The organism is Streptomyces sp. Ag109_O5-1, assembly GCF_003814875.1.
GTDB lineage: Bacteria > Actinomycetota > Actinomycetes > Streptomycetales > Streptomycetaceae > Streptomyces > Streptomyces sasae.
The window spans coordinates 6,156,799-6,179,656 of record NZ_RKQF01000001.1 but is presented as its reverse complement, the minus strand read 5'-3'; the positions used below and the strand labels follow the sequence as shown (position 1 = coordinate 6,179,656).

Here is a 22,858-nt window from a genome sequence, read left to right as displayed (position 1 = left end):
CTGCAGGGCCCGGTGGGGGCTTGTCGCGCAGTTCCTCCCCCAGCCTTCGGCTGGCTGGGGGTACCCCCAGCGCCCCTGACGGGGCGCGTTGCCCTCGCGGAGTCGGAGGGAAACGCCCTCCGCTGTTCGAATACTCAGCTGGTTACGGCCGTCCTCCACAGATTTGCCGACTTTCTTGCGTCCACACCCTGGGGACTGTGAAGTTGTCCCGAACGTCGTCCACAGGCTGGGGGTTGAAAGAGCATCAGGGCAGCTCAAGTGGCTGTGGAATCGTGGATGACGGATCTCCACAGACTGTGGACGACGAAATGATCCACAGGGTGTGTATGAAGTTGTCCACCGGTAGCCCACAGGGCGAGGGGTGGTTGTCCCCAGTGATCCCCAGCTTCTCCACATGACTGTCCACTGTTCGGCAACGCGACGCGCCTGCTCACCGAGGCGAGTGAAAGGCGTCACACGAAGGTGCCGGGTTGGCCTGTGGGAAAGGTGGGTAAAGCTGGGGACGGCGCTGGGGAGAAGTCCCCTCGGGCTGTGCATGGTGTGTGCAGAACTTTCTGTTCTCCACAGAGACACCGAGTTGTCCACCGGTCCCACCCACAGGGGCAGTGGACAAAATCCCGCCCCTGAGCTGGGCAAACGAGGTTATCCACGGTATCCACAGCCCCTACTACTACTGACAACTAGAGAGAGCTGGGAATCCGTTTCGAAGAGGGCCCTGTGCACAACTCGCTCTCCGGCCTCTGACCGCGCCTCGTCACGACTTGACCCCGAGAGGCACCAGCTGTCAGTGCGGTGCGTCAGACTGGTCCCCGGTGTTCTTCCCCTCCCCGGGGACCACGACACCGAGTCAGACGACGAAGGCGAAGCAGGGCGAGAAGCGCCGGCAACAGCAGGAGGCGGCTTAGGTGAAGATCCGGGTGGAACGCGACGTACTCGCGGAGGCAGTGGCCTGGGCTGCGCGCAGCCTCCCGGCCCGTCCGCCGGCGCCGGTCCTCGCCGGCCTGCTCCTGAAGGCCGAGGACGGCCAGCTGAGCCTGTCCAGCTTCGACTACGAGGTCTCCGCGCGGGTCAGCGTCGAGACCGAGGTCGAGGAGGAGGGCACCGTGCTGGTCTCCGGCCGGCTGCTCGCCGACATCTGCCGTGCGCTCCCCAACCGACCGGTGGAGATTTCCACAGACGGTGTACGGGCCACGGTGGTCTGCGGATCCTCCCGGTTCACGCTGCACACACTGCCTGTGGAGGAGTACCCCTCGCTGCCGCAGATGCCGAACGCGACGGGCACGGTCCCCGGCGAGGTCTTCGCCTCCGCCGTCTCCCAGGTGGCCATCGCCGCCGGCCGTGACGACACCCTGCCGGTGCTCACCGGTGTGCGCATCGAGATCGAGGGCGACACCGTCACCCTGGCATCCACCGACCGCTACCGCTTCGCGGTCCGCGAGTTCCTGTGGAAGCCGGAGAACCCGGAGGCCTCCGCGGTCGCCCTGGTGCCCGCCAAGACGCTCCTGGACACCGCCAAGGCCCTCACGAGCGGCGACAGCGTCATCCTGGCCCTGTCCGGCTCGGGCGCGGGCGAGGGGCTCATCGGCTTCGAGGGCGCCGGCCGCCGTACCACCACCCGGCTGCTCGAAGGCGACCTGCCGAAGTACCGCACGCTGTTCCCGACCGAGTTCAACTCCGTCGCCGTGATCGAGACCGCCCCCTTCGTGGAGGCCGTCAAGCGTGTGGCCCTGGTCGCCGAGCGGAACACCCCGGTGCGGCTCAGCTTCGAGCAGGGCGTGCTGATCCTGGAGGCCGGTTCCAGCGACGACGCACAGGCTGTGGAAAGGGTGGACGCGCAGCTGGAGGGCGACGACATCTCGATCGCCTTCAACCCGACGTTCCTGCTGGACGGTCTGAGCGCGATCGACTCGCCGGTCGCCCAGCTGTCGTTCACCACCTCCACCAAGCCCGCGCTGCTCAGCGGGAAGCCGGCGCTGGATGCCGAGGCGGACGAGGCGTACAAGTACCTGATCATGCCGGTGCGTCTCAGCGGCTGAGTTGTCCACAGCTGTGCACGGTGCGGGTCGCTCCTTGTGGGTGACCGGCACCGTGACCCGGTGAGTTTCCCCAGGTGAGCGGCTATACCCCACAACTGTGCACAAAGGGTCGCGATTAGGCTCGGCGCTGGTACGCAAGTGCCTCTCCTGCCACACCGCAACCTTAAGGATCACAACTGATGGAGCTCGGTCTCGTCGGACTCGGCAAGATGGGCGGCAACATGCGCGAGCGGATCCGCCGTGCGGGCCACACCGTCGTCGGATACGACCGCAACCCGGACCTCGCCGATGTCCATAGCCTGGAAGAGCTTGTGGGCAAGCTGAGCGGGCCCCGCGTGGTGTGGGTGATGGTTCCGGCCGGGGCGCCGACCCAGTCCACGATCGACGAGCTGGCCGAGCTGCTGGAGCCCGGTGACGTGGTCGTCGACGGCGGCAACTCCCGCTGGACGGACGACGAGCGGCATGCGGAGGAGCTGGCGGCCAAGGGCATCGGCTTCGTCGACTGCGGTGTCTCCGGCGGTGTCTGGGGCCTGCAGAACGGCTATGCGCTGATGTACGGCGGCGCCGCCGAGGACGTCGAGAAGGTGCGGCCGGTGTTCGACGCGCTGAAGCCCGAGGGCGACTTCGGTTCGGTGCACGCTGGCAAGGTCGGCGCGGGCCACTTCGCGAAGATGGTCCACAACGGCATCGAGTACGCGATGATGCAGGCCTACGCTGAGGGCTGGGAGCTCCTGGAGAAGGTCGACTCCGTCACGGACGTGCGCGAGGTCTTCCGCTCCTGGCAGGAAGGGACGGTCATCCGTTCCTGGCTGCTCGACCTCGCTGTGAACGCCCTCGACGAGGACGAGCACCTGGACAGGCTGAAGGGTTTTGCACAGGACTCCGGTGAGGGCCGGTGGACTGTGGAGGCCGCCATAGACAACGCGGTGCCGCTGCCCGCGATCACCGCTTCGCTGTTCGCGCGGTTCGCCTCCCGGCAGGAGGACTCGCCGCAGATGAAGATGATCGCCGCGCTGCGCAACCAGTTCGGCGGCCACGCCGTAGAGGCGAAGTAGCACCGAGAAGCAGTACCGAGCAGAGACGAATCAGCAGGTCACGGGGAGGTCGGCGAAACACCCATGCACGTCACGCATCTGTCGCTGGCCGACTTCCGCTCCTACGCCCGGGTCGAGGTCCCGCTCGACCCGGGCGTCACCGCCTTCGTCGGCCCCAACGGCCAGGGCAAGACCAACCTCGTCGAGGCGGTCGGCTATCTCGCCACCCTCGGCAGCCACCGGGTCGCCTCCGACGCGCCCCTGGTCCGGATGGGCGCCGACCGCGCGATCATCCGGGCGCAGGTCCGGCAGGGCGACCGGCAGCAGCTGGTCGAGCTGGAGCTGAACCCGGGCAAGGCCAACCGTGCCCGCATCAACAGGTCCTCGCAGGTCAGGCCCCGGGATGTGCTGGGCATCGTGCGGACCGTGCTGTTCGCGCCCGAGGATCTGGCTCTGGTGAAGGGCGATCCCGGTGAGCGGCGGCGCTTCCTGGACGAGCTGATCACCACGCGGTCGCCGCGGATGGCGGGGGTGCGGTCCGACTACGAGCGGGTGCTGAAGCAGCGGAACACCCTGTTGAAGACCGCCGCCCTGGCGCGGCGGCACGGCGGGCGGTCCATGGATCTGTCCACGCTCGACGTGTGGGACCAGCATCTCGCGCGGGTCGGTGCCGAGCTGCTCGCCCAGCGGCTCGACCTGGTCGCCGCGATCCAGCCCCTTGCGGACAAGGCGTACGAGCAGCTGGCGCCGGGCGGCGGGCCGGTCGCGCTGGAGTACAAGCCGTCCGCGCCCGGTGAGGCCCACACCCGCGAGGATCTGTACGGCCAGCTGATGGCGGCCTTGGCGGACGCCCGCAAGCAGGAGATCGAGCGGGGGGTGACCCTGGTCGGCCCGCACCGCGACGACCTGGTCCTCAAGCTCGGGCAGTTGCCGGCCAAGGGGTACGCCTCGCACGGCGAGTCCTGGTCGTACGCGCTGGCGCTGCGCCTCGCGTCGTACGACCTGCTGCGCGCCGAGGGCAACGAGCCGGTGCTGGTGCTCGACGATGTCTTCGCCGAGCTGGACGCCCGGCGCCGGGAGCGACTGGCGGAGCTGGTCGCGCCCGGGGAGCAGGTGCTGGTGACGGCCGCTGTGGACGACGACGTACCGCACATCCTCACGGGGACGCGGTATGCGGTGGCGGACGGGACGGTGGAGCGCGCATGAGCACCGACGGACCCGCCCCCAAGGGTGACAAGACAGAGCCTTCGGGTGTCGACCTCGCGCGCGTGGCGCTGCGCGCGGCGAAGGAGGCGGCACGCGCGCGTGGTGACGCGGCGCAGCAGAAGAAGCAGGCGCGCCGTGGCGGCGGTCTGCGCTCCGGCGCGCGTGCCGACGGCCGTGACCCCATGGCGCTCGGATCCGCCATCAACCGGCTGATCACCGAGCGCGGCTGGGAGACGCCGGCCGCGGTCGGCGGGGTGATGGGCCGCTGGCCGCAGATCGTCGGCGAGGACCTGGCCAAGCACTGTGTGCCGCAGCGGTACGACGAGGACGAGCGGGTGCTGGTCGTGCAGTGCGACTCGACGGCGTGGGCGACCCAGTTGCGGCATCTCGCGCCGGCGCTGGTGGCCCGTCTGAACGAGGACCTCGGGCACGGCACCGTGCGCATGATCAAGGTGCTGAATCCGGGGGGTCCCACCCGGCGCTACGGCCCGTTGCGGGCCCCTGGGAGCATGGGTCCGGGCGATACCTACGGGTGACGTACGGGTGACTTACGTCACGCCATGAGCCGGGTGCGGAGCTGTCGTGCGGCCCCCTCGGCTGATCGTCGTACAACCACACGCGGTTGCGAATCGCGACCTGACCCCGGAGTAGCCAAGGGTTGACAGCCGGAAGCGCTGAGTGCCGCCGTGAGCCTCTTTGGGCCCCCATCCGCATATCGGGAGTCGGCGGAGGCGGGTTCAGGGCGGCACATGCGGACTCAGGTACCGGCAAACCCCCATCACTGTCGGCGCTACCGGTAGACTGGAAGCCAATCCCGCCCCGAACGTGGGGACCGTCCGGGAAAAGCTGAGCAACGCTGATCAAGGCTTACCAACGCAACATGCCGCAGCCGCTCCGGCAACCCGCCGACGAGCCCGGCTCGTGCTGTGCCAGAAAGGGCGCTTCGTGGCCGATTCCGGCAACCCCAACGAGAACATCCCGTCCACCGACGCCGGCGCGAACGGTGAGGTCACCGCCTCCTACGACGCCAGCGCCATCACCGTGCTCGAAGGGCTGGACGCGGTCCGCAAGCGACCCGGTATGTACATCGGCTCTACCGGCGAGCGCGGTCTGCACCACCTCGTGTACGAGGTCGTGGACAACTCAGTCGACGAGGCTCTGGCGGGCCACGCGGACACGATCGACGTGACGATCCTGGCCGACGGCGGCGTGCGCGTCGTCGACAACGGCCGTGGCATCCCGGTCGGCATCGTGGCGTCCGAAGGCAAGCCGGCCGTCGAGGTCGTGCTGACCGTGCTGCACGCGGGCGGCAAGTTCGGCGGCGGCGGTTACGCGGTCTCCGGTGGTCTGCACGGCGTCGGTGTCTCCGTCGTGAACGCCCTTTCCTCCCGGGTCTCGGTCGAGATCAGGACCGACGGCCACCGCTGGACGCAGGACTACAAGCTGGGCGTCCCGACGGCTCCGCTGGCGCAGCACGAGGAGACGGGCGAGACCGGCACCTCGGTGACGTTCTGGGCGGACCCGGACATCTTCGAGACCACCGAGTACTCCTTCGAGACGCTGTCGCGGCGTTTCCAGGAGATGGCGTTCCTCAACAAGGGTCTGACGATCCGGCTCACCGACGAGCGTGAGTCGGCGAAGGCCGTCGCCGGGGCGGACGAGGCCGGTGCGGACGAGAAGTCCGAGGTCAAGACGGTCACGTACCACTACGAGGGCGGCATCGTCGACTTCGTGAAGTACCTCAACTCCCGCAAGGGCGACGTGGTGCACCCGACGGTGATCGACCTGGAGGCGGAGGACAAGGACAAGAGCCTGTCCCTCGAGGTCGCCATGCAGTGGAACAGCGGCTACAGCGAGGGTGTGTACTCGTTCGCCAACATCATCCACACGCATGAGGGCGGCACCCACGAGGAGGGCTTCCGCGCGGCGCTGACCTCGCTGATCAACAAGTACGCGCGCGACAAGAAGCTGCTCCGGGAGAAAGACGACAACCTCACCGGCGACGACATCCGCGAGGGTCTGACAGCGATCATCTCGGTCAAGCTGAGCGAGCCGCAGTTCGAGGGCCAGACGAAGACCAAGCTGGGCAACACGGAGGCCAAGACCTTCGTGCAGAAGGCGGTCTACGAGCACCTGAACGACTGGCTGGACCGCAACCCGGTCGAGGCGGCGGACATCATCCGCAAGGGCATCCAGGCGGCCACCGCGCGCGTGGCGGCCCGCAAGGCCCGGGACCTCACGCGCCGCAAGGGGCTGCTGGAGTCGGCGTCCCTGCCGGGCAAGCTCTCCGACTGCCAGTCGAACGACCCCACCAAGTGCGAGATCTTCATCGTCGAGGGTGACTCCGCCGGCGGCTCGGCCAAGTCCGGCCGCAACCCGCAGTACCAGGCGATCCTCCCGATCCGCGGCAAGATCCTCAACGTCGAGAAGGCGCGGATCGACAAGATCCTGCAGAACCAGGAGATCCAGGCGCTGATCTCCGCGTTCGGCACCGGTGTGCACGAGGACTTCGACATCTCGAAGCTCCGGTACCACAAGATCATCCTGATGGCGGACGCCGACGTCGATGGCCAGCACATCTCCACCCTGCTGCTGACCTTCCTGTTCCGCTTCATGCGGCCGCTGGTCGAGGCCGGGCACGTGTACCTCTCCCGCCCCCCGCTCTACAAGATCAAGTGGGGCCGGGACGACGTCGAGTACGCGTACTCGGACCGCGAGCGTGACGCGCTCATCGAGATGGGCCGCCAGCGCGGCAAGCGGGTCCGCGAGGACTCGATCCAGCGCTTCAAGGGTCTCGGCGAGATGAACGCCGAGGAGCTGCGCGTGACCACCATGGACCAGGAGCACCGGGTCCTCGGCCAGGTCACCCTGGACGACGCCGCCCAGGCCGACGACCTGTTCTCGGTCCTGATGGGCGAGGACGTCGAGGCCCGCCGCGCGTTCATCCAGCGCAACGCCAAGGACGTCCGCTTCCTCGACATCTGAGTCGGTCTCAGCTGACCGCACAGGGAAGGATCTTCACCAGCAATGACCGACGAGAACACTCCCGTCACCCCTGAAGAGGGCGGCGAACTGGCGATGCGTGTCGAGCCCGTCGGGCTCGAGACGGAGATGCAGCGCTCGTACCTGGACTACGCGATGTCCGTCATCGTGTCCCGTGCGCTGCCGGACGTCCGGGACGGTCTCAAGCCCGTCCACCGCCGGGTGCTGTACGCCATGTACGACGGCGGCTACCGCCCCGAGCGCGGCTTCTACAAGTGCGCGCGCGTGGTCGGCGACGTGATGGGCAACTACCACCCGCACGGCGACAGTTCGATCTACGACGCCCTGGTCCGCCTCGCCCAGCCCTGGTCGATGCGCATGCCGCTCGTCGACTCCAACGGCAACTTCGGCTCGCCGGGCAACGACCCGGCGGCGGCCATGCGGTACACCGAGTGCAAGCTCGCGCCGCTGTCGATGGAGATGGTCCGCGACATCGACGAGGAGACCGTCGACTTCACGGACAACTACGACGGCCGCTCCCAGGAGCCGACCGTCCTGCCCGCCCGTTTCCCGAACCTGCTGATCAACGGCTCCGCCGGCATCGCGGTCGGCATGGCGACCAACATCCCGCCGCACAACCTGCGCGAGGTCGCGGCCGGCGCCCAGTGGTACCTGGAGAACCCGGAGGCCTCGCACGAGGAGCTCCTGGACGCGCTGATCGAGCGGATCAAGGGCCCCGACTTCCCGACCGGCGCGCTGGTCGTCGGCCGCAAGGGCATCGAGGAGGCCTACCGCACGGGCCGCGGCTCGATCACGATGCGCGCGGTCGTCGAGGTCGAGGAGATCCAGAACCGCCAGTGCCTGGTGGTCACGGAGCTGCCGTACCAGGTGAACCCCGACAACCTCGCGCAGAAGATCGCCGACCTGGTGAAGGACGGCAAGGTCGGCGGTATCGCGGACGTCCGTGACGAGACCTCGTCGCGCACGGGCCAGCGGCTCGTCATCGTGCTCAAGAGGGACGCGGTCGCCAAGGTCGTCCTCAACAACCTCTACAAGCACACCGACCTGCAGACCAACTTCGGCGCCAACATGCTGGCGCTGGTCGACGGTGTGCCGCGCACCCTGTCTCTGGACGCGTTCATCCGGCACTGGGTTACGCACCAGATCGAGGTCATCGTCCGCCGTACGAAGTTCCGGCTGCGCAAGGCCGAGGAGCGGGCGCACATCCTGCGCGGTCTGCTCAAGGCGCTGGACGCGATCGACGAGGTCATCGCGCTGATCCGGGCCAGCGAGACGGTCGAGATCGCGCGCACCGGCCTGATGGGGCTCCTGGAGATCGACGAGATCCAGGCCAACGCCATCCTGGAGATGCAGCTGCGCCGGCTGGCCGCCCTGGAGCGCCAGAAGATCATCCAGGAGCACGACGAGCTCCAGGCGAAGATCACCGAGTACAACGCGATCCTGGCCTCGCCGGAGCGCCAGCGCGCGATCGTCAGCACCGAGCTGGCCGCGATCGTGGAGAAATTCGGCGACGACCGCAAGACCATGCTGGTGCCCTACGACGGTGACATGTCCATCGAGGACCTGATCGCCGAGGAGGACATCGTCGTCACGGTCTCGCGCGGCGGTTACGTCAAGCGGACCAAGACGGTCGACTACCGGGCGCAGAAGCGCGGTGGCAAGGGTGTGCGCGGTACGAAGCTGAAGGAAGACGACATCGTCGACCACTTCTTCGTCTCGACCACGCACCACTGGCTGCTGTTCTTCACCAACAAGGGCCGGGTGTACCGGGCGAAGGCGTACGAGCTGCCGGACGCCGGCCGTGACGCGCGCGGTCAGCACGTGGCGAACCTGCTGGCCTTCCAGCCCGACGAGGCGATCGCCGAGATCCTCGCGATCCGCGACTACGAGGCGACGCCCTACCTGGTGCTGGCCACCAAGGGCGGGCTGGTCAAGAAGACGCCTCTGAAGGATTACGATTCGCCCCGCACCGGCGGTGTGATCGCGATCAACCTGCGTGAGCGCGAGGACGGTTCCGACGACGAACTGATCGGCGCCGAACTGGTCTCGGCCGACGACGATCTGCTTCTGATCAGCAAGAAGGCACAGTCGATCAGGTTCACCGCCTCCGACGACACTCTGCGCCCCATGGGCCGGGCCACCTCCGGTGTCAAGGGCATGAGTTTCCGTGAGGGCGATGAACTTCTGTCGATGAATGTTGTTCGACCCGGTACGTTCGTGTTCACTGCCACCGACGGGGGGTACGCGAAGCGGACCCGTGTCGACGAGTACCGCGTCCAGGGCCGCGGCGGCCTCGGCATCAAGGCCGCCAAGATCGTGGAGGACCGGGGTTCGCTCGTCGGCGCGCTGGTTGTCGAGGAGAACGACGAGATCCTCGCCATCACCCTGTCCGGCGGTGTGATTCGTACGCGAGTCAACGAGGTCAGGGAGACGGGCCGTGACACCATGGGCGTCCAACTGATCAACCTGGGCAAGCGCGATGCCGTCGTCGGTATCGCACGTAACGCCGAGGCCGGCAGCGAGGCGGAGGAAGTCGACGGCGAGGACGCCGTGGACGAGATCGCCGAGGATGCCGTGACCACCGGCACGGACGAGGGTGAGGCGCCCTCGGCCGAGTAGGCACGAGGAGTGAGTCATCGTGAGCGGAGCCACGGGCGCCGGATCGGCCGGTACCTCGACGGGTACGGAGGCGGACGGCGGCGGCCGTGGCTCCGCCGCGTCCGGCGGGGGCACCGAGGGCGGTGCGCAGCCGATGGACACGCACACCACCCAGCTGAAGGCGATCAAGGCGCCTGCGAAGGCCGCGCCGGACGCGGAGGGGACCCAGGGGGGAACCGTGACCGACAGCCGAGGCCCGGCCGCGCCGGGCGACCGGACGGCGCCCGCGCAGCCGGCGCAGGCCGCGTCCCCGCTGCCCGGGGAGCGGCGCCCGGAGCAGCCTGCCGGGCCCTACCACCCGCCGCAGGCCTACCCGGCGGCGCAGGCCGCGCAGGCGCCCGCGGAGGCGGTACGGCGGCCGCGTACCGGTGCGGGTGCGCGCCCCACCGCCCCGCGCACCCGCAAGGCCCGTCTGCGGGTCGCCAAGGCGGATCCCTGGTCGGTGATGAAGGTCAGCTTCCTGCTCTCCATCGCGCTCGGCATCTGCTCGATCGTGGCAGCCGCGGTGCTGTGGATGGTCCTGGACGCGATGGGTGTGTTCTCGACGGTCGGCGGCACGATCTCGGAGGCGACCGGCTCCAACGAGTCGAACGGTTTCGACCTGCAGTCGTTCCTCTCCCTGCCGCACGTCCTGATGTTCACGTCGATCATCGCGGTCATCGACGTCGTCCTCGCGACGGCGCTGGCGACCCTCGGCGCGTTCATCTACAACCTCTCCGCGGGCTTCGTCGGCGGCATCGAGCTGACCTTGGCCGAGGACGAGTAACCGGGGTTCAAACCTCTCCTGACGGTCCCCCGACAACCGATTTTGGGACTGCCCCGGTCGTGCGCTAATCTTCAGGAGTCAGCGCGCGGGACACACCCCGCAAAGCGCGGCGGGGCTATAGCTCAGTTGGTTAGAGCGCATCCCTGATAAGGATGAGGCCACAGGTTCAAATCCTGTTAGCCCCACCAGTACGAAGGCCCCCGGTCCGGACGGATCGGGGGCCTTCGGCGTTTTCGGTCGGCATCGGTGTGCCGTGCAACCTTGTTTTCCGGTGGTGAGTCTTCACGCTGAGCGTCCTGCCCGTACAGCGTGAAGGGTTTCCGTGTATCTGAAGAGTCGTGCCGCAGTCCGGACCGGTGGGGTCATGTCCGCCGTCGTCCTCGGCGGTCTGCTGGCCGCCGTTCCGCAGGCGGAGGCCGCCGGTGTCACCTGTTCCGCCAACGTCTACAAGCGGACGTTCTACAAGAACACCTCGTTCTCCGGATCCCCGGTGCGGACCGACTGCGACAGCGGGATCAGCGAGAGCTGGTCCGGCAGCCCGGCCTCCGGTGTGCCGTCGAACGGCTTCGGCGTCCGCTGGTCGGTGACCCGTGACTTCGGCTCCGGCGGCCCCTTCACGTTCACCGCCTCGGCCACCGACGGCGTCCGCGTCTACCTGGACGGCGTCCGCAGGATCGACCTGTGGAAGAACACCGGTGACACCGCCCGCTCGAAGAGCGTCGATCTCACCGTCGGCTCCGGCAGGCACACCCTCCGCGTCGACCACGTGAACTGGACCGGTGCCGCGAAGATCAAGTACTCGTACACGCCCCGTACTTCGGCCACGTACGACAGGACGAAGCCGCTCGCCCCCACGGGAGTGAAGACCGCCTACGACACCAGGGTCCGCAGGACGACCGTCTCCTGGTCCGCCAACAAGGAGATGGACCTGGCGAACTACTCGCTCTACCGGCGGCCCGTCGGCTCCGGCACCTGGACGAAGGTCACCACGACCACCGCCCGCAGCTTCACCGACCCCCTGGTCAACCCCGACGACCGCACGCCGTACTACTACGAGGTCCGGGCCAGGGACAAGGCGGGCAACACCTCGACGGGCAGCGAGGACACCATCGTCCAGCCGCTGCCGGTCGTCACCTCCCTCACCGGCACCTACGACAGGGCGACCGGCAAGGTCACCCTGAAGTGGCCCCTGAACACCGAGCCGCAGTTCGACCACTACACAGTCCTCAGCAACGACCGGGTGGACGGCTCCTACAAGTGGGTCCCGCTCGGCACCACCAAGGCCGGCACCTGGACCACCGGTCCCGTCACCGCCGACGGCGAGACCCGCCACTACCGGGTCCTCGTCACCAATGACGGCGGCACCACCACCTACAACCCCAACTGGCTCGACGCCAACGCCACGAACGAGCTCTGGCTGGACATCCCCGACGGCATCGCCCCCGCCTACGCCCCGGACCTGAGCCTGGGCATGTGCGAGAGCGGGGTGAAGGCGACCGTCACCGACTACACGCCGGCCCCGATCCGTGACTTCATCGGCTTCGAGGTCGAGCGCCGCGAGGCGGGGACGGCCGCCTGGTCGGTCGTGCTGCACAAGGCCTTCGACCCGCGCCTCGACCCGGCCACGGCCACCGTCTGCGACGCGCTGCCCGGCGACGGGCGCACCTACGAGTACCGGGCCCGCAGCTATGACGCGGCCGCGAACTACTCGCCGCAGAGCGACATCCTCGCCACGACCGTGACGGACGGCTGAGTTCGGCGCACGAAAAGACCCGACCGCTGGCGACGGGGGATGCACCAGCGATCGGGCTGTGGCCAGCCTAACAAGGTGGCCTGTGCGGTGGGAGTCAACTTCTCGGCCGTAGTGAGCAGTTGTGATCGGGATCACTCAAGCGCGGTCAGGTGTCGCAGGGCGGGTCGTAGGCGAGGCGGGGGAGGTACTCACTCCACTTGGCCGGGGTCAGGACGTTGTGGGTGACCGAGCAGATGCGGGTGACCGCCTGGTCGACGTCCAGGCTCCAGAGGCGGACCGTGTCGGCACCGCTGGAGACGCCCAGCATGTGGTTCTCCGGGCTGAAGGAGAGGAAGTTGCCCGTCTTGGCGTTGGGGCTCATGGACTGGCCGATGGGGTGTGCGGAGGACGGGGACGACACGTTCCAGAGCCGGACCGTGTTGTCGTTGCCGCCGCTGGCCAGGGTCCTGCCGTCCGGGCTGAAGGTCAGGGACACGACCGCCTCGGTGTGGCCGGTGAGGGCCGCGCCCAGGCGGGTCGCCCGGGCCGGGTCGGAGACGTTCCACAGGCGGACCGTGTCGTCGTCGCTGCCGCTGGCCAGGGTGGCCCCGTCGGGGCTGTAGGCGAGGGTGTTGATCGGGCCCAGATGGCCCTTGAGCGGGGTGCCCAGGGACCTGGCGCGGGCGGGGTCGGAGACGTTCCAGAGGCGGACCGTGCCGTCCGCGCTGCCGCTGGCCAGGGTGGCCCCGTCGGGGCTGTAGGCGAGCGCGTTGACGTACCCGGTGTGGCCGGTGAGGTGCTCGCCCAGGGCCCGGGGGTGAGCCGGGTCGCTGATGTCCAGAAGCTCGATCGTGCGGTCGTCGTAGTCGGCGGCCAGGGTGCGGCCGTCGGGACTCAGCGCCAGAGCGTCGGCGCCCGCGTACCGGGTGCGCAGCTTCAGGGGCTCGCTGTAGCGGACCGGGTGGGCCGGGTCGGCGACGTTCCACAGCTGCACGGTGTTGCTGGAGCCGGTCAGGATGACGAGGGTGCGGCCGTCGGGCGTGAACGCCATGGACCGCAGGTCCACGTCGACGGCCGAGAACGGCTCGCCCAGCGACGTGGGCCGGACCGGGGCGCTCACGTTCCACAGCCGGACCCTCCCGTCCCCGCCGCCGGTGGCCAGGATCCGCCCGTCCGGGCTGAACGTCCCGATCCCGCCGATCATGTCCGACCCCGGGATCGACCACAGCCGGACCTTGCCGTCCCCGCTGCCGGTGGCGAGGGTGTGCCCGTCGGGGCTCCAGCCGACGGCGTACATCTCACCGCTGCTGCCCGCGAGCGGCTCGCCCACCTGGGAGGGGAAGGCCGGGTTGTCGACGTTCCACAGGCTGGCCGTGGAGTCCGCGCTGCCCGCGGCGAGCATGGAGCCGTCGGGGCTGAAGGCCACCGACCAGACCGGCCCGGTGTGGCCGGTGAGCGGGGCGCCGAGGGCCTTGCCGTGCTTCGGGTCCGTGACGTCCCACAGCCGTACGGTGTCGTCCTTGCTGCCGCTGGCGAGGGTGTGGCCGTCCGGGCTGAAGGCCACGGAGTGCACGGTCGCGGTGTGCCCGGTCAGCGGGGTGCCTATGCGCCGGGCCCGGCGGGGGTCGGAGACGTCGTACAGGAGGATCCGGTTGTCGTCGCCGCCGGCGGCCAGGGTGTGGCCGTCGGGGCTGAACGCGATGGAACGCACGGCCTCGGTGTGGCCGGTCAGGGTGCCCAGCGACGCGGGGTGGCGCGGGTCGCGGACGTCCCACAGGCGTACGGTGCGGTCCTCGTCCGCGGCGGCCAGGGTGCGGCCGTCGGGGCTGAAGGCGACCAGGTAGACGGTGCCGTCGTGGCCGGCCTGCGGGGTGCCCAGGGACACCGGGTCTTTCGGGTCGGAGACGTCCCACAGGCGTACGGTGCCGTCGTCGCCGGCGCTGGCCAGCGTCCTGCCGTCCGGGCTGAAGACCGCGCTGGAGACCCAGCTGGTGTGGCCGAGCAGCGGCTTGCCGAGGGGCTTGGGCCGGGTCGGGTCGCTCACGTCCCACAGCCGGACCGTGCGGTCGTAGGCGGCGCTGGCCAGGACCTTGCCGTCGGGGCTGAAGGTGGTGAGGTAGACGGCGCCGGTGTGGCCGAGCAGCGGGGTGGCCAGCGGGGCGTTGACGATGGACACCAGGCGGTTGTTGGCGCCCTCGTCGTCCTTGCGCAGGCCGTGTGCGACCAGGTCGAGCTGGGCGGAGAGCGAGGGGTCCGAGTACTGGAACCGGTCGGCCTCCGCGACCACCTGCTCGAACATCGCGTCGTCCCGCTGCTGCCGGGCGATCACCGCTGAGCCGGCGGCCAGCACCGCCAGCACGACCAGTGCGGCGACGGCGGTCCGGCTGATCCACACCGTGCGCCGGCGCAGCCGTACCGAGGCCGCCAGGAACTCCATCGCGCTGCGGGCCAGGGAGGTGTCATCGGCCGACTTCGCCCAGGTGTGGGCCTGTTCGAGCCGTGAGCCCCGGTAGAGGAGCGCGGAGTCGTGGCCCGAGGCGTCCCAGGCCCGGCCGTCCTCCTCCAGGCGCTGGCGCAGCAGATTGCCGTTGCGGTCCTCGTCGAGCCACTCGCGCAGCCGGGGCCAGGCGTGCAGCAGCGCCTCGTGAGTGATCTCGACCGTGTCCGCGTCGAGGGTCACCAGCCGGGCCCGGACCAGGGCTTCGAGTGACTCCTCCGTCTTGCCCGGGTCGGTCGACTCGGCGGCCAGCTGGCGCCGGGTGCCGCGTCTGCGGGTCGCCTGGGTGTCCTCGCCCAGGCGGACCAGACGGAGCAGGAGCAGCCGGGCGGCGGTGCGGGCGGCCGGGTCGAGGCTGGACCAGGCGCGCTCCGCGGTCGCGGCGACGGCGCCCTGGATGCCGCCGGCCGCCCGGTAGCCGGCCAGGGTCAGGCGGCCCGCCTTGCGGCGCTGCCAGGTGGCGAGCAGGGCGTGGGAGAGAAGAGGGAGGACTCCCGCGTCATGGGCGCCGCGCGGGCCGTCGGCGCTCACCTCCCGGACGATCAGCTCGGCAAGGCCCGGCTCCAGTTCCAGGCCCACCGCCTTGGCCGGACCGGTCACGGCCTCACGGAGCTCGGCGGTGGTCAGCGGGCCGAGCACCATGTGCCGGTGCTGGAGCGCATCGGCCAGTTCGGGGTAGCCGAGGCACTGCTCGTAGAAGTCGGCTCGGATGCCGAGGACGACCAGGGCGGGGGCGGGTTCCGCGGGGTCGGCGGACCTGCCGGCCGCGTGGAGGAGGCGGACGAAGGTACGCCGGTCCGCCTCGTCGGCGCACAGGGTGAAGGTCTCCTCGAACTGGTCCACGATCAGGACCGGACGGGCGGTGGCGGCTGCCGAGGGCGATGTTTCACGTGAAACATCCTCGGTTTCACGGCGGGCCCAGGCCGTGAGGGCTTCCCGTACGGTCTCGGGGTCGCCTTGGTCCGCCACATCGGCCAGCTCGGGTATGCGGCGGGTCAGTTCCTTGACCGGGTCCGCTCCCGGCACGAGCTGGAGGATCTTGTGCGGGTTGCCGTCCTCGTCGGCCAGGGCGCCTTTCTGTAGCGCGGTGACCAGACCGGCGTTCAGCAGCGAGGACTTGCCCGCTCCCGAGGCGCCGACCAGTACGACCAGACCGCCGCCGTCCTTCGCGGCGCGGAGCTGGGCGACCAGTGCGTCGGTGCTGCGCTCCCGGCCGAAGAACCAGCGGGCGTCCTCGCGCCGGTAGGAGGCCAGACCCCGGTACGGGCAGACGCTGTCGACCGGTGGCGGTGCCTCCGTCTCCTCCGCCGTCTCCGGCCCGGGCAGTTCGCCGGCCGGGTCGGCCACGGCCCGCTCCCACAGCTTCTGCCACTGGGCCAGGTCGTACAGTCCGGAGGAGACGGGTGCCGGCTGGGAGCGGCGGGCCTGCGGGATGAGGACATGGAGGACGGCGGAGAGAGCGGCGAACTGCGCGGGTACGTTCTTCGCCCGCCGCCAGTCGCTGATCCGCTGGGCGGAGACCCGCACCGGACGGCCCCGCTCGTCGACGCGATGCAGTCGGTCGACCGCGTCGGCGACGCGTTTGAGTGGAGGATTACCGGCCTCCTTGTACAGCAGCGCGAGCCGTTCCGCGAAAGCTGTGCGTGCCCCTGTGTCGGGACCCAAGGCTCTCCACCCCTTACTTCCGCCGCTGCCGGACATCCGGACCGGAAAACTCACTTTATACGCCTGACCTGCGGCGAAGCATCGGACCGGACGGGTCGGCCTCCTCAGCTATGCACCTCGACTGGCAGGATTTCGCCGCAGCAACGCGGTGATCGGGCGGCGCCCGGACAGGCCGACCTGCTCAGCGTTGGAAGAGACAGCCAGAGACGGCTCACGGCACCGCATGTTCTCGGACAGCTTCCACCGGCGGTGACCCGCCGGAGTGGCGCGATGACGGCAGCCGCTCTCGCCGACCGGGCGGCCCTTTCGCCACAGGGTGCGGCCCGATATCACCCGCGCCGTTCGGCACCGGTCCCCACGTGGGGAGGGACCGGTGCCGAACGGCACGGGACCGCCGGCCGACACGGGTCGGCGGGATATCAGGCCTGTCGTGTCCAGCCCGCCGCGTGTGCCGTCCGGACCGCGTGCTCCTCAGCGTCGTCGGCCGCCTCGTTCAGGGCGGGGTCCTGTCCTGCCGCCGCGCCGCCGGCCGCCTTCGCCGCCGCCTGTGACGCGGTGAGGGCGGCGCGCAGCGCGGCACTCGTCTCGGGGCGGTCGTCCAGGGCGCCGGCCATCTGGGCGGCCAGTGCCGCAGTGGCGGCGGCGTTGCGGGCGCAGCGGGCGGCGGCCGCCGGGTCGGGTGCGGTGCCGGCGAGCGCGGCGAGGGACCGGGCCGACAGCCGCAGCGCGTTCGCGGCCCGGCCGACCGGGCTCGTCGGGACGGTCTGCGCCGCGTCGGTGCCGATCCCCGCATGTCGGCAGACGGCCACCGCACGCTCGTAGGCACTGCGCGCACGCGTGGAGTGCAGCTTGCTGAGCGTCTCCGCCGAAGGGCCGGTCATCTCCGCCTCCTCGTTCCCGGGCGCGGGCAGGGTGCCACGCCGGCCGTGAAGAAGCCAGACACACGGCGGAGGCGTCAGCTCTCCTGGGCCTTGTGTGTCTCCGGCAGCAGCAGGTCGCGCTGGGGGTGCTTCCCGCCGGTGACGTTCCCCTGTATGCCCAGGTCGACGCGGGCGGCGTCGTGGAAGGCGTTGATCAGCCGGAAGGCTGTCCGGTGCCGTTCGCGCCACTCGGGCAGGGTGCCGATGATCCGGCCCGTGGCCTGCCAGTCGATCTCGGCGAGCATCACGTTCAGCTCGTGCCCTGCCTCGATCGCCTCGTCGCCGCCGAGCAGCATGACCCGCTCGAAGGCCGAGCCCCACCGCCTGGAGGCCGCAGCGAGTTCCTCGCGCAGCTCCAGCTCGGGCCGGTGCTCCTCGCGGAGCCCCTCCCGGGACTCGTACAGCCGGACCGACGACGCGATCCGCATCTTCGCCGCGTCCACGTACTCGCCGTACGCCTCGATCTTCTTGTCGTCCCAGCGGGTCAGCAGCTGGTAACGGTTCCTGCTGCGCTCCATGAGGTGGTTGGTGACATGCGTGGAGAGGGCTCCGATCAGCACCGCCCCCACGGTCACCAGCTGCTCTCCGGCTCCCAACTCGGCCTCCCCCGTGTCCTGCTGACGACCAGTGAGGCTACCCGAACAGCCCCAGCGCCGAGTCCAGCGACCAGCTCTGCCAGCAGATCGCGAACAGGCCGACCAGGGAGATCAGGGCCATCATCAGGTTCTGCCCCTGCTCCGCCCAGTCGTGGATCATGAGGACCAGGTAGATCAGGTTGAGCAGGAACCCGGCCACCAGCGCGATCGGTGTGAGGAAGCCGGAGACCAGGCCGAGGCCCAGGGCGAGTTCCGCGTACGCCACCACGTAGGCCATCAGCCGGGGCCGTGGCGCCACGACGGTGTCGAAGCCCCGCCGGACCACCGGCCAGCGGTGCTTCTCCGCGACACCGGCGGCCCACCTGATGCCACCGCCGCCGAACCACTGCTTCTTGTCCTTGTGCCGCCAGCTCTCCAGCCACCACAGACCGAGCCCGATACGGAGCACCGCGAACCACTCGGCACCGCTCAGCAAGGCTGTTCGCATCCCGCACCCCTCCCGGATCCCGAACTCGTCTGACGATCCGTCAGTTCAGCGGAAGGTGGCGCGGGTCGCAAGAGGTCCGGCGGCCCTTGCTGGCACCGGCTCCGGGGCCTAGCCTGAATGCCGAACCGAAATCTGATGGTCCGTCAGTTGATCGAGAGTTCAAGCAGGCAGCAGGGGGTAGGCATGGCAGAGAACGCGACCGGCACCCAGGATCTGCCCAGGGTCGTGAGCGTGGACGACCACGTGATCGAGCCCGCGCACCTCTTCGAGAAGTGGCTGCCGGGCAAGTACCGCGACAAGGGACCCAAGCCGTTCACCGCGGGCATCGGCGAACTCGCCTACGTCGGCGGCAAGTACCGGTTCACCACCGACCCCGAGGGCCAGATCACCGACTGGTGGGAGTACGAGGGCCTGCTCTTCCCCTACAAGCGGATCATCGCGGCCGTCGGCTTCTCCCGGGACGAGATGACGCTCGACGGCATCACCCGGGAGCAGATGCGGCCCGGCTGCTGGGACCCCAAGGAACGGCTCAAGGACATGGACATCAACCATGTCGAGGCCTCCCTGTGCTTCCCCACCTTCCCGCGCTTCTGCGGACAGACCTTCGCCGAGGCCGAGGACAAGGAGGTCGCGCTGGCCTGCGTGCGCGCCTACAACGACTGGATGGTCGAGGAGTGGTGCGGCGACAGCGGCGGCCGGCTGATCCCGCTCTGCCTGATCCCGCTCTGGGACATCGACCTCGCCGTCGCCGAGATCCGCCGCAACGCGGCCCGGGGCGTCCGCGCGGTCACCTTCAGCGAGATCCCCACCTACCTGGGCCTGCCGTCCATCCACTCCGGCTACTGGGATCCGTTCTTCGCCATCTGCGAGGAGACCGGGACGGTCGTGAACATGCACATCGGCAGCAGTTCGCAGATGCCCGCCGCCTCCCCGGACGCGCCACCCGCCGTGCAGGCCTCGCTGAGCTTCAACAACGCCATGGCCTCGATGATGGACTTCCTCTTCTCCGGGGTCCTGGTGCGGTTCCCCCGGCTGAAACTGGCGTACAGCGAGGGCCAGATGGGCTGGATCCCGTACGCCCTGGAACGCGCCGACGACGTCTGGGAGGAGCACCGCGCCTGGGGCGGGGTCAAGGACCTGATCCCGGAGCCGCCCTCGACGTACTACTACCGGCAGATCTTCTGCTGCTTCTTCCGCGACCGGCACGGCATCGAGGCGATCGAGACCGTGGGTGTGGACAACGCGACCTTCGAGACGGACTACCCGCACGTCGACTCGACCTGGCCGGAGACCAAGCGGGTCGCCCAGGAACACGTGGGCGGACTGGCGCCGGAGGTGGCCTACAAGCTGCTGCGCGGGAACGCGATCCGGATGCTCGAGCTGCCCTTCACCTAGATTCGGCGGGTCCCCTGCTGGGCAGGGGATCCGGCATGAAGGTCTCCGTGGACGCCGACGTCTGTTACGGGTCGGGCGAGTGCGCCTTCCGGGCACCCGCTGTGTTCGGCTTCGAGGAGGGGTACGGTTTCGTCCTGCCCGGACGTGCGGAGTCCGGGGACGACGAGCTGATCCGGGACATCGCCGAGCGCTGCCCGTCCCAGGCGATACGGATCGACGGCAAGAAGGTCACTGACTAGCGGATGAGCAGCACCGGCACAGAACTCACCGAACTCCTGGCCACCCTCGGCCGCCGCTACGTCCGCGACTTCCCGGCCCCGTGGGGCAAGACCGTCGCGGCCCGCGCCCTCAACCCCTACCTGCGCGACCACCCCCGCAAGCGCGTCGTCGGGACGCTCTCCGGCGCCCGGTTCGCGGTGGACACCCAGGACCTCATCCAGCGCTACCTCTACCTCTTCGGGGTGTGGGAGCCGCACATGACCCACTGGCTGCGCGGCCGGCTCGGGCCGGGGGACTGCTTCGTCGACGTCGGCGCCAACATCGGCGTCTTCAGCGTCCTCGCCTCCCGGCTGGTCGGCCCGCGGGGCCGGGTCGTGGCCGTCGAGGCCTCCCCCGACTTCCACCGCCGGCTCGAACAGCAGAGCGCGCTCAACGGCTGCCGGAACATCCGCGCCCTCAACGCCGCGGTCTCCGACGCCCACCGCACCCTGACCTTCGTGCTCGCCAGCTCCCGCAACATGGGCGCCAACAGCATCGTCCCGTGGGACGGCCCGGCCGAGTCCAGCTTCGACATCGAGGCCGTGCCGCTGCCCGAACTGCTGCTGCCGGAGGAGATCGAGACCGCGCGGGTCGTCAAGATCGACGTGGAGGGCGCCGAGGGCGCGGTCGTGCGCGGACTCGCCCCGCTGCTGGAGAAACTGCGCCCCGACTGCGAGATCACCGTCGAGGTCACCCCCGACCGCATGGCACAGCTCGGCGACTCGGCGGACGAACTGCTGCGCACCATGACCGACGCCGGCTACCACGTCTACCGGCTCGCCAACAGCTACGCGGCAGACAGCTACCCCCGCGCCCTGCACGGCGAGCCGGTGGTCCCGGTCCGCTGGGACCGGCCGGTGACCGAGGAGAGCGACCTGGTCTTCTCCAGGGTGGACGCGGCGACCCTGCCGTAGGCGGCCAGTACGCAGTCGGCCAGTACGCAGTGGGGCAGTACGCGGCCGACCAGTACGCGGCAGACCAGTACGCGGTCGTCTAGTACGCGGTCGGCTAGTACGCCGGCGGGTACTGCCACTCGTAGTCCGCCAGCGCCCGCGCCCGCGCCGCCACGACGGCCATCCGGGCCTCCCGCTCCGCCGGGTCGGTGTGCGCGGACTGGCCGGTGACCTGGCCCTCCCACTTGCGGTACAGCAGCCCGACCTCCGCCGAGAACCAGCCCCGGCTCACCGCGTTCAGCGCGAGCAGCAGACCGGTGTCCTCGGAGGCGGGCAGCGCCATCCAGCCGCCGAGGGCGAGCAGCAGCTCGCGGCGGACGAAGAGGGTGGCCGGGTGGACCTGGGCACGGAAGCCGTTCGCCGTCCAGAAGTCGAGCACCGCCCCGCGCCGGATGGGGCCCTCCTCCGGGTCGCCGGGGAAGCCGGCCGTGGAGCCGTCGGGCAGCAGGTCGAGGACGCGTGAGGTGGCCCAGCCGACGGCCGGATCGGCCTCCAGCACGGCCAGATCGCGGGCCAGCGCACCCGGCGGAAGCTGGTCGTCGGCGTCGAGGATCTTGACATACGCGCCGTCGGCCCGGGCCAGCGCGATGGTGCGGGCGACCCCGGGACCGCCGCTGCGGCCCTGCCGGAACGACACCCGGGCGTCGTCGGGGACATACGGGCGGACCTCCTCGCCGTACCCGTCCTCCTGGATCAGCCACTGCCACTCCCAGCCGTCCGGCAGCCGCTGCTCGCGCAGCGACTTGTACGCCTCCGGCAGGAAACAGGCCGAAGGGGCGTGGACCGCGGTGACGACAGTGATGCGCCGGCTCACGGCAGCGCTCACCACCTTTCCAGGTGCGTGGTGAAGAGCAGCTCCGTGCGGTCGCCGGGGAGCGTGACGACGGAGATGTCCACGATGCGGTTGCGGACGTCGTACGACTTCTTGTGGAGCAGGATCACCGAGGTGCCGGCCGGCAGGTCCAGCTCCCGGGCCTCCTCGGGCGTCGGCGGGCGCGCGGTGAAGCGTTCCTCGACACGGTCGACCTCGATGCCGACGGTGTGCAGCTGGTTCTGGGTGCCGCCCGGCCAGGGTTCCCTGGTCTCGTCCAGCAGCTCCGGGTTCGCCGCGATCATGTCGCGGACGAGATACGAGGTCACCAGGTTGAAGGGGGCCGTCTCGGCCGAGTGCCGGGTCCGGTAGGTGCGCTCCAGGAGCACGGTGCCCTCCGGCACCCCGAACGCGTCGGCGAGGTCGCTGGGCGCGGTCAGCTCGCGGTAGCGGGCGAAGAAGACCAGGTCGTCGAGGACCAGGCCGGTGTCGTGTTCGGTCGCGCCCGTCTCGGCCCGGGCGGCCTCCGGCATCCGGGCCCGGTTCTTCTCCCACTGATGCCGCTTGTTGTCACGGATCGCGCGGGTACGCGGGCGGCGCACGAAGGTGCCGCTGCCGTGCAGCTTGTCGATCAGGCCCTCGGCGCTCAGCAGGCGCAGCGCGTTCTGGATCGTCGGCACGCTCCGGCCGTAGTGCCGGGCCAGCTCAGCCTCGGAGGGCAGCCGGGCACCGGGCTTGCGCTCGCCGTTCCTTATGGAGCGGCGGAGGTCGTCGGCGATCTCCTCGTAGGCCTTGGGCACGGACTCAGCCTACGACTCCTCAAGAGGAGTTGATGAGTCGA

The 22,858-nt window shown here is 69.8% G+C and carries 17 protein-coding genes and 1 tRNA gene; 12 read left to right on the top strand and 6 right to left on the bottom strand.

From position 1 onward, the window contains the following. Nucleotides 1-905 precede the first annotated feature (905 nt). The 9 genes from dnaN (at nucleotide 906) to EDD90_RS57615 (ending at nucleotide 12,456) form a co-directional block, all read left to right on the top strand. Entirely contained in the window at nucleotides 906-2,036 is a 1,131-nt protein-coding gene (gene dnaN, locus EDD90_RS27835) for a DNA polymerase III subunit beta (protein ID WP_123975717.1), read from the top strand. Nucleotides 2,037-2,215: 179 nt separating this feature from the next. Next, complete coding sequence (gnd, locus tag EDD90_RS27830; protein ID WP_123975716.1) at nucleotides 2,216-3,091, top strand: phosphogluconate dehydrogenase (NAD(+)-dependent, decarboxylating); 876 nt, start codon at nucleotides 2,216-2,218, stop codon at nucleotides 3,089-3,091. 63 nt (nucleotides 3,092-3,154) lie between these two features. Further along, nucleotides 3,155-4,276 carry a DNA replication/repair protein RecF gene (gene recF, locus EDD90_RS27825; RefSeq protein ID WP_123975715.1) on the top strand — a complete coding sequence of 374 codons (1,122 nt, stop codon included), beginning with the start codon at nucleotides 3,155-3,157 and terminating at the stop codon, nucleotides 4,274-4,276. Beyond that, a complete protein-coding gene (locus tag EDD90_RS27820; protein WP_123975714.1) occupies nucleotides 4,273-4,812 on the top strand; it encodes a DUF721 domain-containing protein in 540 nt (179 codons plus the stop codon). Before recF ends, EDD90_RS27820 begins: the two co-directional genes overlap by 4 nt. Nucleotides 4,813-5,197: 385 nt before the next feature. Next, complete coding sequence (gene gyrB, locus EDD90_RS27815) at nucleotides 5,198-7,261, top strand: DNA topoisomerase (ATP-hydrolyzing) subunit B (protein WP_123975713.1); 2,064 nt, start codon at nucleotides 5,198-5,200, stop codon at nucleotides 7,259-7,261. Between the two features lie 42 nt (nucleotides 7,262-7,303). Beyond that, nucleotides 7,304-9,898 (top strand): DNA gyrase subunit A, encoded by a 2,595-nt coding sequence (gene gyrA, locus EDD90_RS27810; RefSeq protein ID WP_123975712.1) that lies wholly within the window; start codon nucleotides 7,304-7,306, stop codon nucleotides 9,896-9,898. Between the two features lie 19 nt (nucleotides 9,899-9,917). Further along, nucleotides 9,918-10,703 carry a DUF3566 domain-containing protein gene (locus EDD90_RS27805; protein WP_123975711.1) on the top strand — a complete coding sequence of 262 codons (786 nt, stop codon included), beginning with the start codon at nucleotides 9,918-9,920 and terminating at the stop codon, nucleotides 10,701-10,703. A gap of 111 nt (nucleotides 10,704-10,814) precedes the next feature. After that, a tRNA-Ile gene (locus tag EDD90_RS27800) sits at nucleotides 10,815-10,891 on the top strand. Nucleotides 10,892-11,067: 176 nt separating this feature from the next. Next, nucleotides 11,068-12,456, top strand: coding sequence for a PA14 domain-containing protein (locus EDD90_RS57615; protein WP_260328100.1), 1,389 nt, complete (start codon nucleotides 11,068-11,070; stop codon nucleotides 12,454-12,456). Between the two features lie 145 nt (nucleotides 12,457-12,601). On the opposite strand, the gene EDD90_RS27785 is transcribed toward EDD90_RS57615, so the two are convergent. The 4 genes from EDD90_RS27785 to EDD90_RS27770 form a co-directional block, all read right to left on the bottom strand. After that, the gene (locus EDD90_RS27785) at nucleotides 12,602-16,633 is read right to left on the bottom strand and encodes an AAA family ATPase (RefSeq protein ID WP_123981721.1); all 4,032 of its coding nucleotides are present in this window, start codon (nucleotides 16,631-16,633) and stop codon (nucleotides 12,602-12,604) included. Between the two features lie 383 nt (nucleotides 16,634-17,016). Beyond that, nucleotides 17,017-17,478, bottom strand: a complete 462-nt coding sequence (locus tag EDD90_RS27780) for a hypothetical protein (protein ID WP_123975710.1) — start codon at nucleotides 17,476-17,478, stop codon at nucleotides 17,017-17,019. Between the two features lie 74 nt (nucleotides 17,479-17,552). Beyond that, complete coding sequence (locus tag EDD90_RS27775) at nucleotides 17,553-18,113, bottom strand: hypothetical protein (RefSeq protein ID WP_123975709.1); 561 nt, start codon at nucleotides 18,111-18,113, stop codon at nucleotides 17,553-17,555. A gap of 37 nt (nucleotides 18,114-18,150) precedes the next feature. Further along, on the bottom strand, nucleotides 18,151-18,600 hold the full coding sequence (locus tag EDD90_RS27770) for a DoxX family membrane protein (protein WP_123975708.1): 450 nt from the start codon (nucleotides 18,598-18,600) through the stop codon (nucleotides 18,151-18,153). Between the two features lie 183 nt (nucleotides 18,601-18,783). Here EDD90_RS27770 and EDD90_RS27765 point away from each other — a divergent pair, with 183 nt between their 5' ends. Genes EDD90_RS27765 through EDD90_RS27755 form a run of 3 tightly spaced genes read left to right on the top strand, consistent with a single transcriptional unit; the run spans nucleotide 18,784 to nucleotide 21,167 of the window. After that, the gene (locus tag EDD90_RS27765) at nucleotides 18,784-19,995 is read left to right on the top strand and encodes an amidohydrolase family protein (RefSeq protein ID WP_123975707.1); all 1,212 of its coding nucleotides are present in this window, start codon (nucleotides 18,784-18,786) and stop codon (nucleotides 19,993-19,995) included. A gap of 35 nt (nucleotides 19,996-20,030) precedes the next feature. Then, nucleotides 20,031-20,234 (top strand): ferredoxin, encoded by a 204-nt coding sequence (locus EDD90_RS27760; RefSeq protein WP_123975706.1) that lies wholly within the window; start codon nucleotides 20,031-20,033, stop codon nucleotides 20,232-20,234. Nucleotides 20,235-20,237: 3 nt separating this feature from the next. Continuing rightward, a complete protein-coding gene (locus EDD90_RS27755; protein ID WP_123975705.1) occupies nucleotides 20,238-21,167 on the top strand; it encodes an FkbM family methyltransferase in 930 nt (309 codons plus the stop codon). A 94-nt stretch (nucleotides 21,168-21,261) separates the two neighbouring features. Here EDD90_RS27755 and EDD90_RS27750 read toward each other — a convergent pair whose 3' ends face one another. Continuing rightward, on the bottom strand, nucleotides 21,262-22,020 hold the full coding sequence (locus EDD90_RS27750) for a glycosyltransferase (RefSeq protein ID WP_123975704.1): 759 nt from the start codon (nucleotides 22,018-22,020) through the stop codon (nucleotides 21,262-21,264). Between the two features lie 8 nt (nucleotides 22,021-22,028). Next, a complete protein-coding gene (locus EDD90_RS27745; RefSeq protein ID WP_123975703.1) occupies nucleotides 22,029-22,817 on the bottom strand; it encodes a GntR family transcriptional regulator in 789 nt (262 codons plus the stop codon). Nucleotides 22,818-22,858 lie beyond the last annotated feature (41 nt).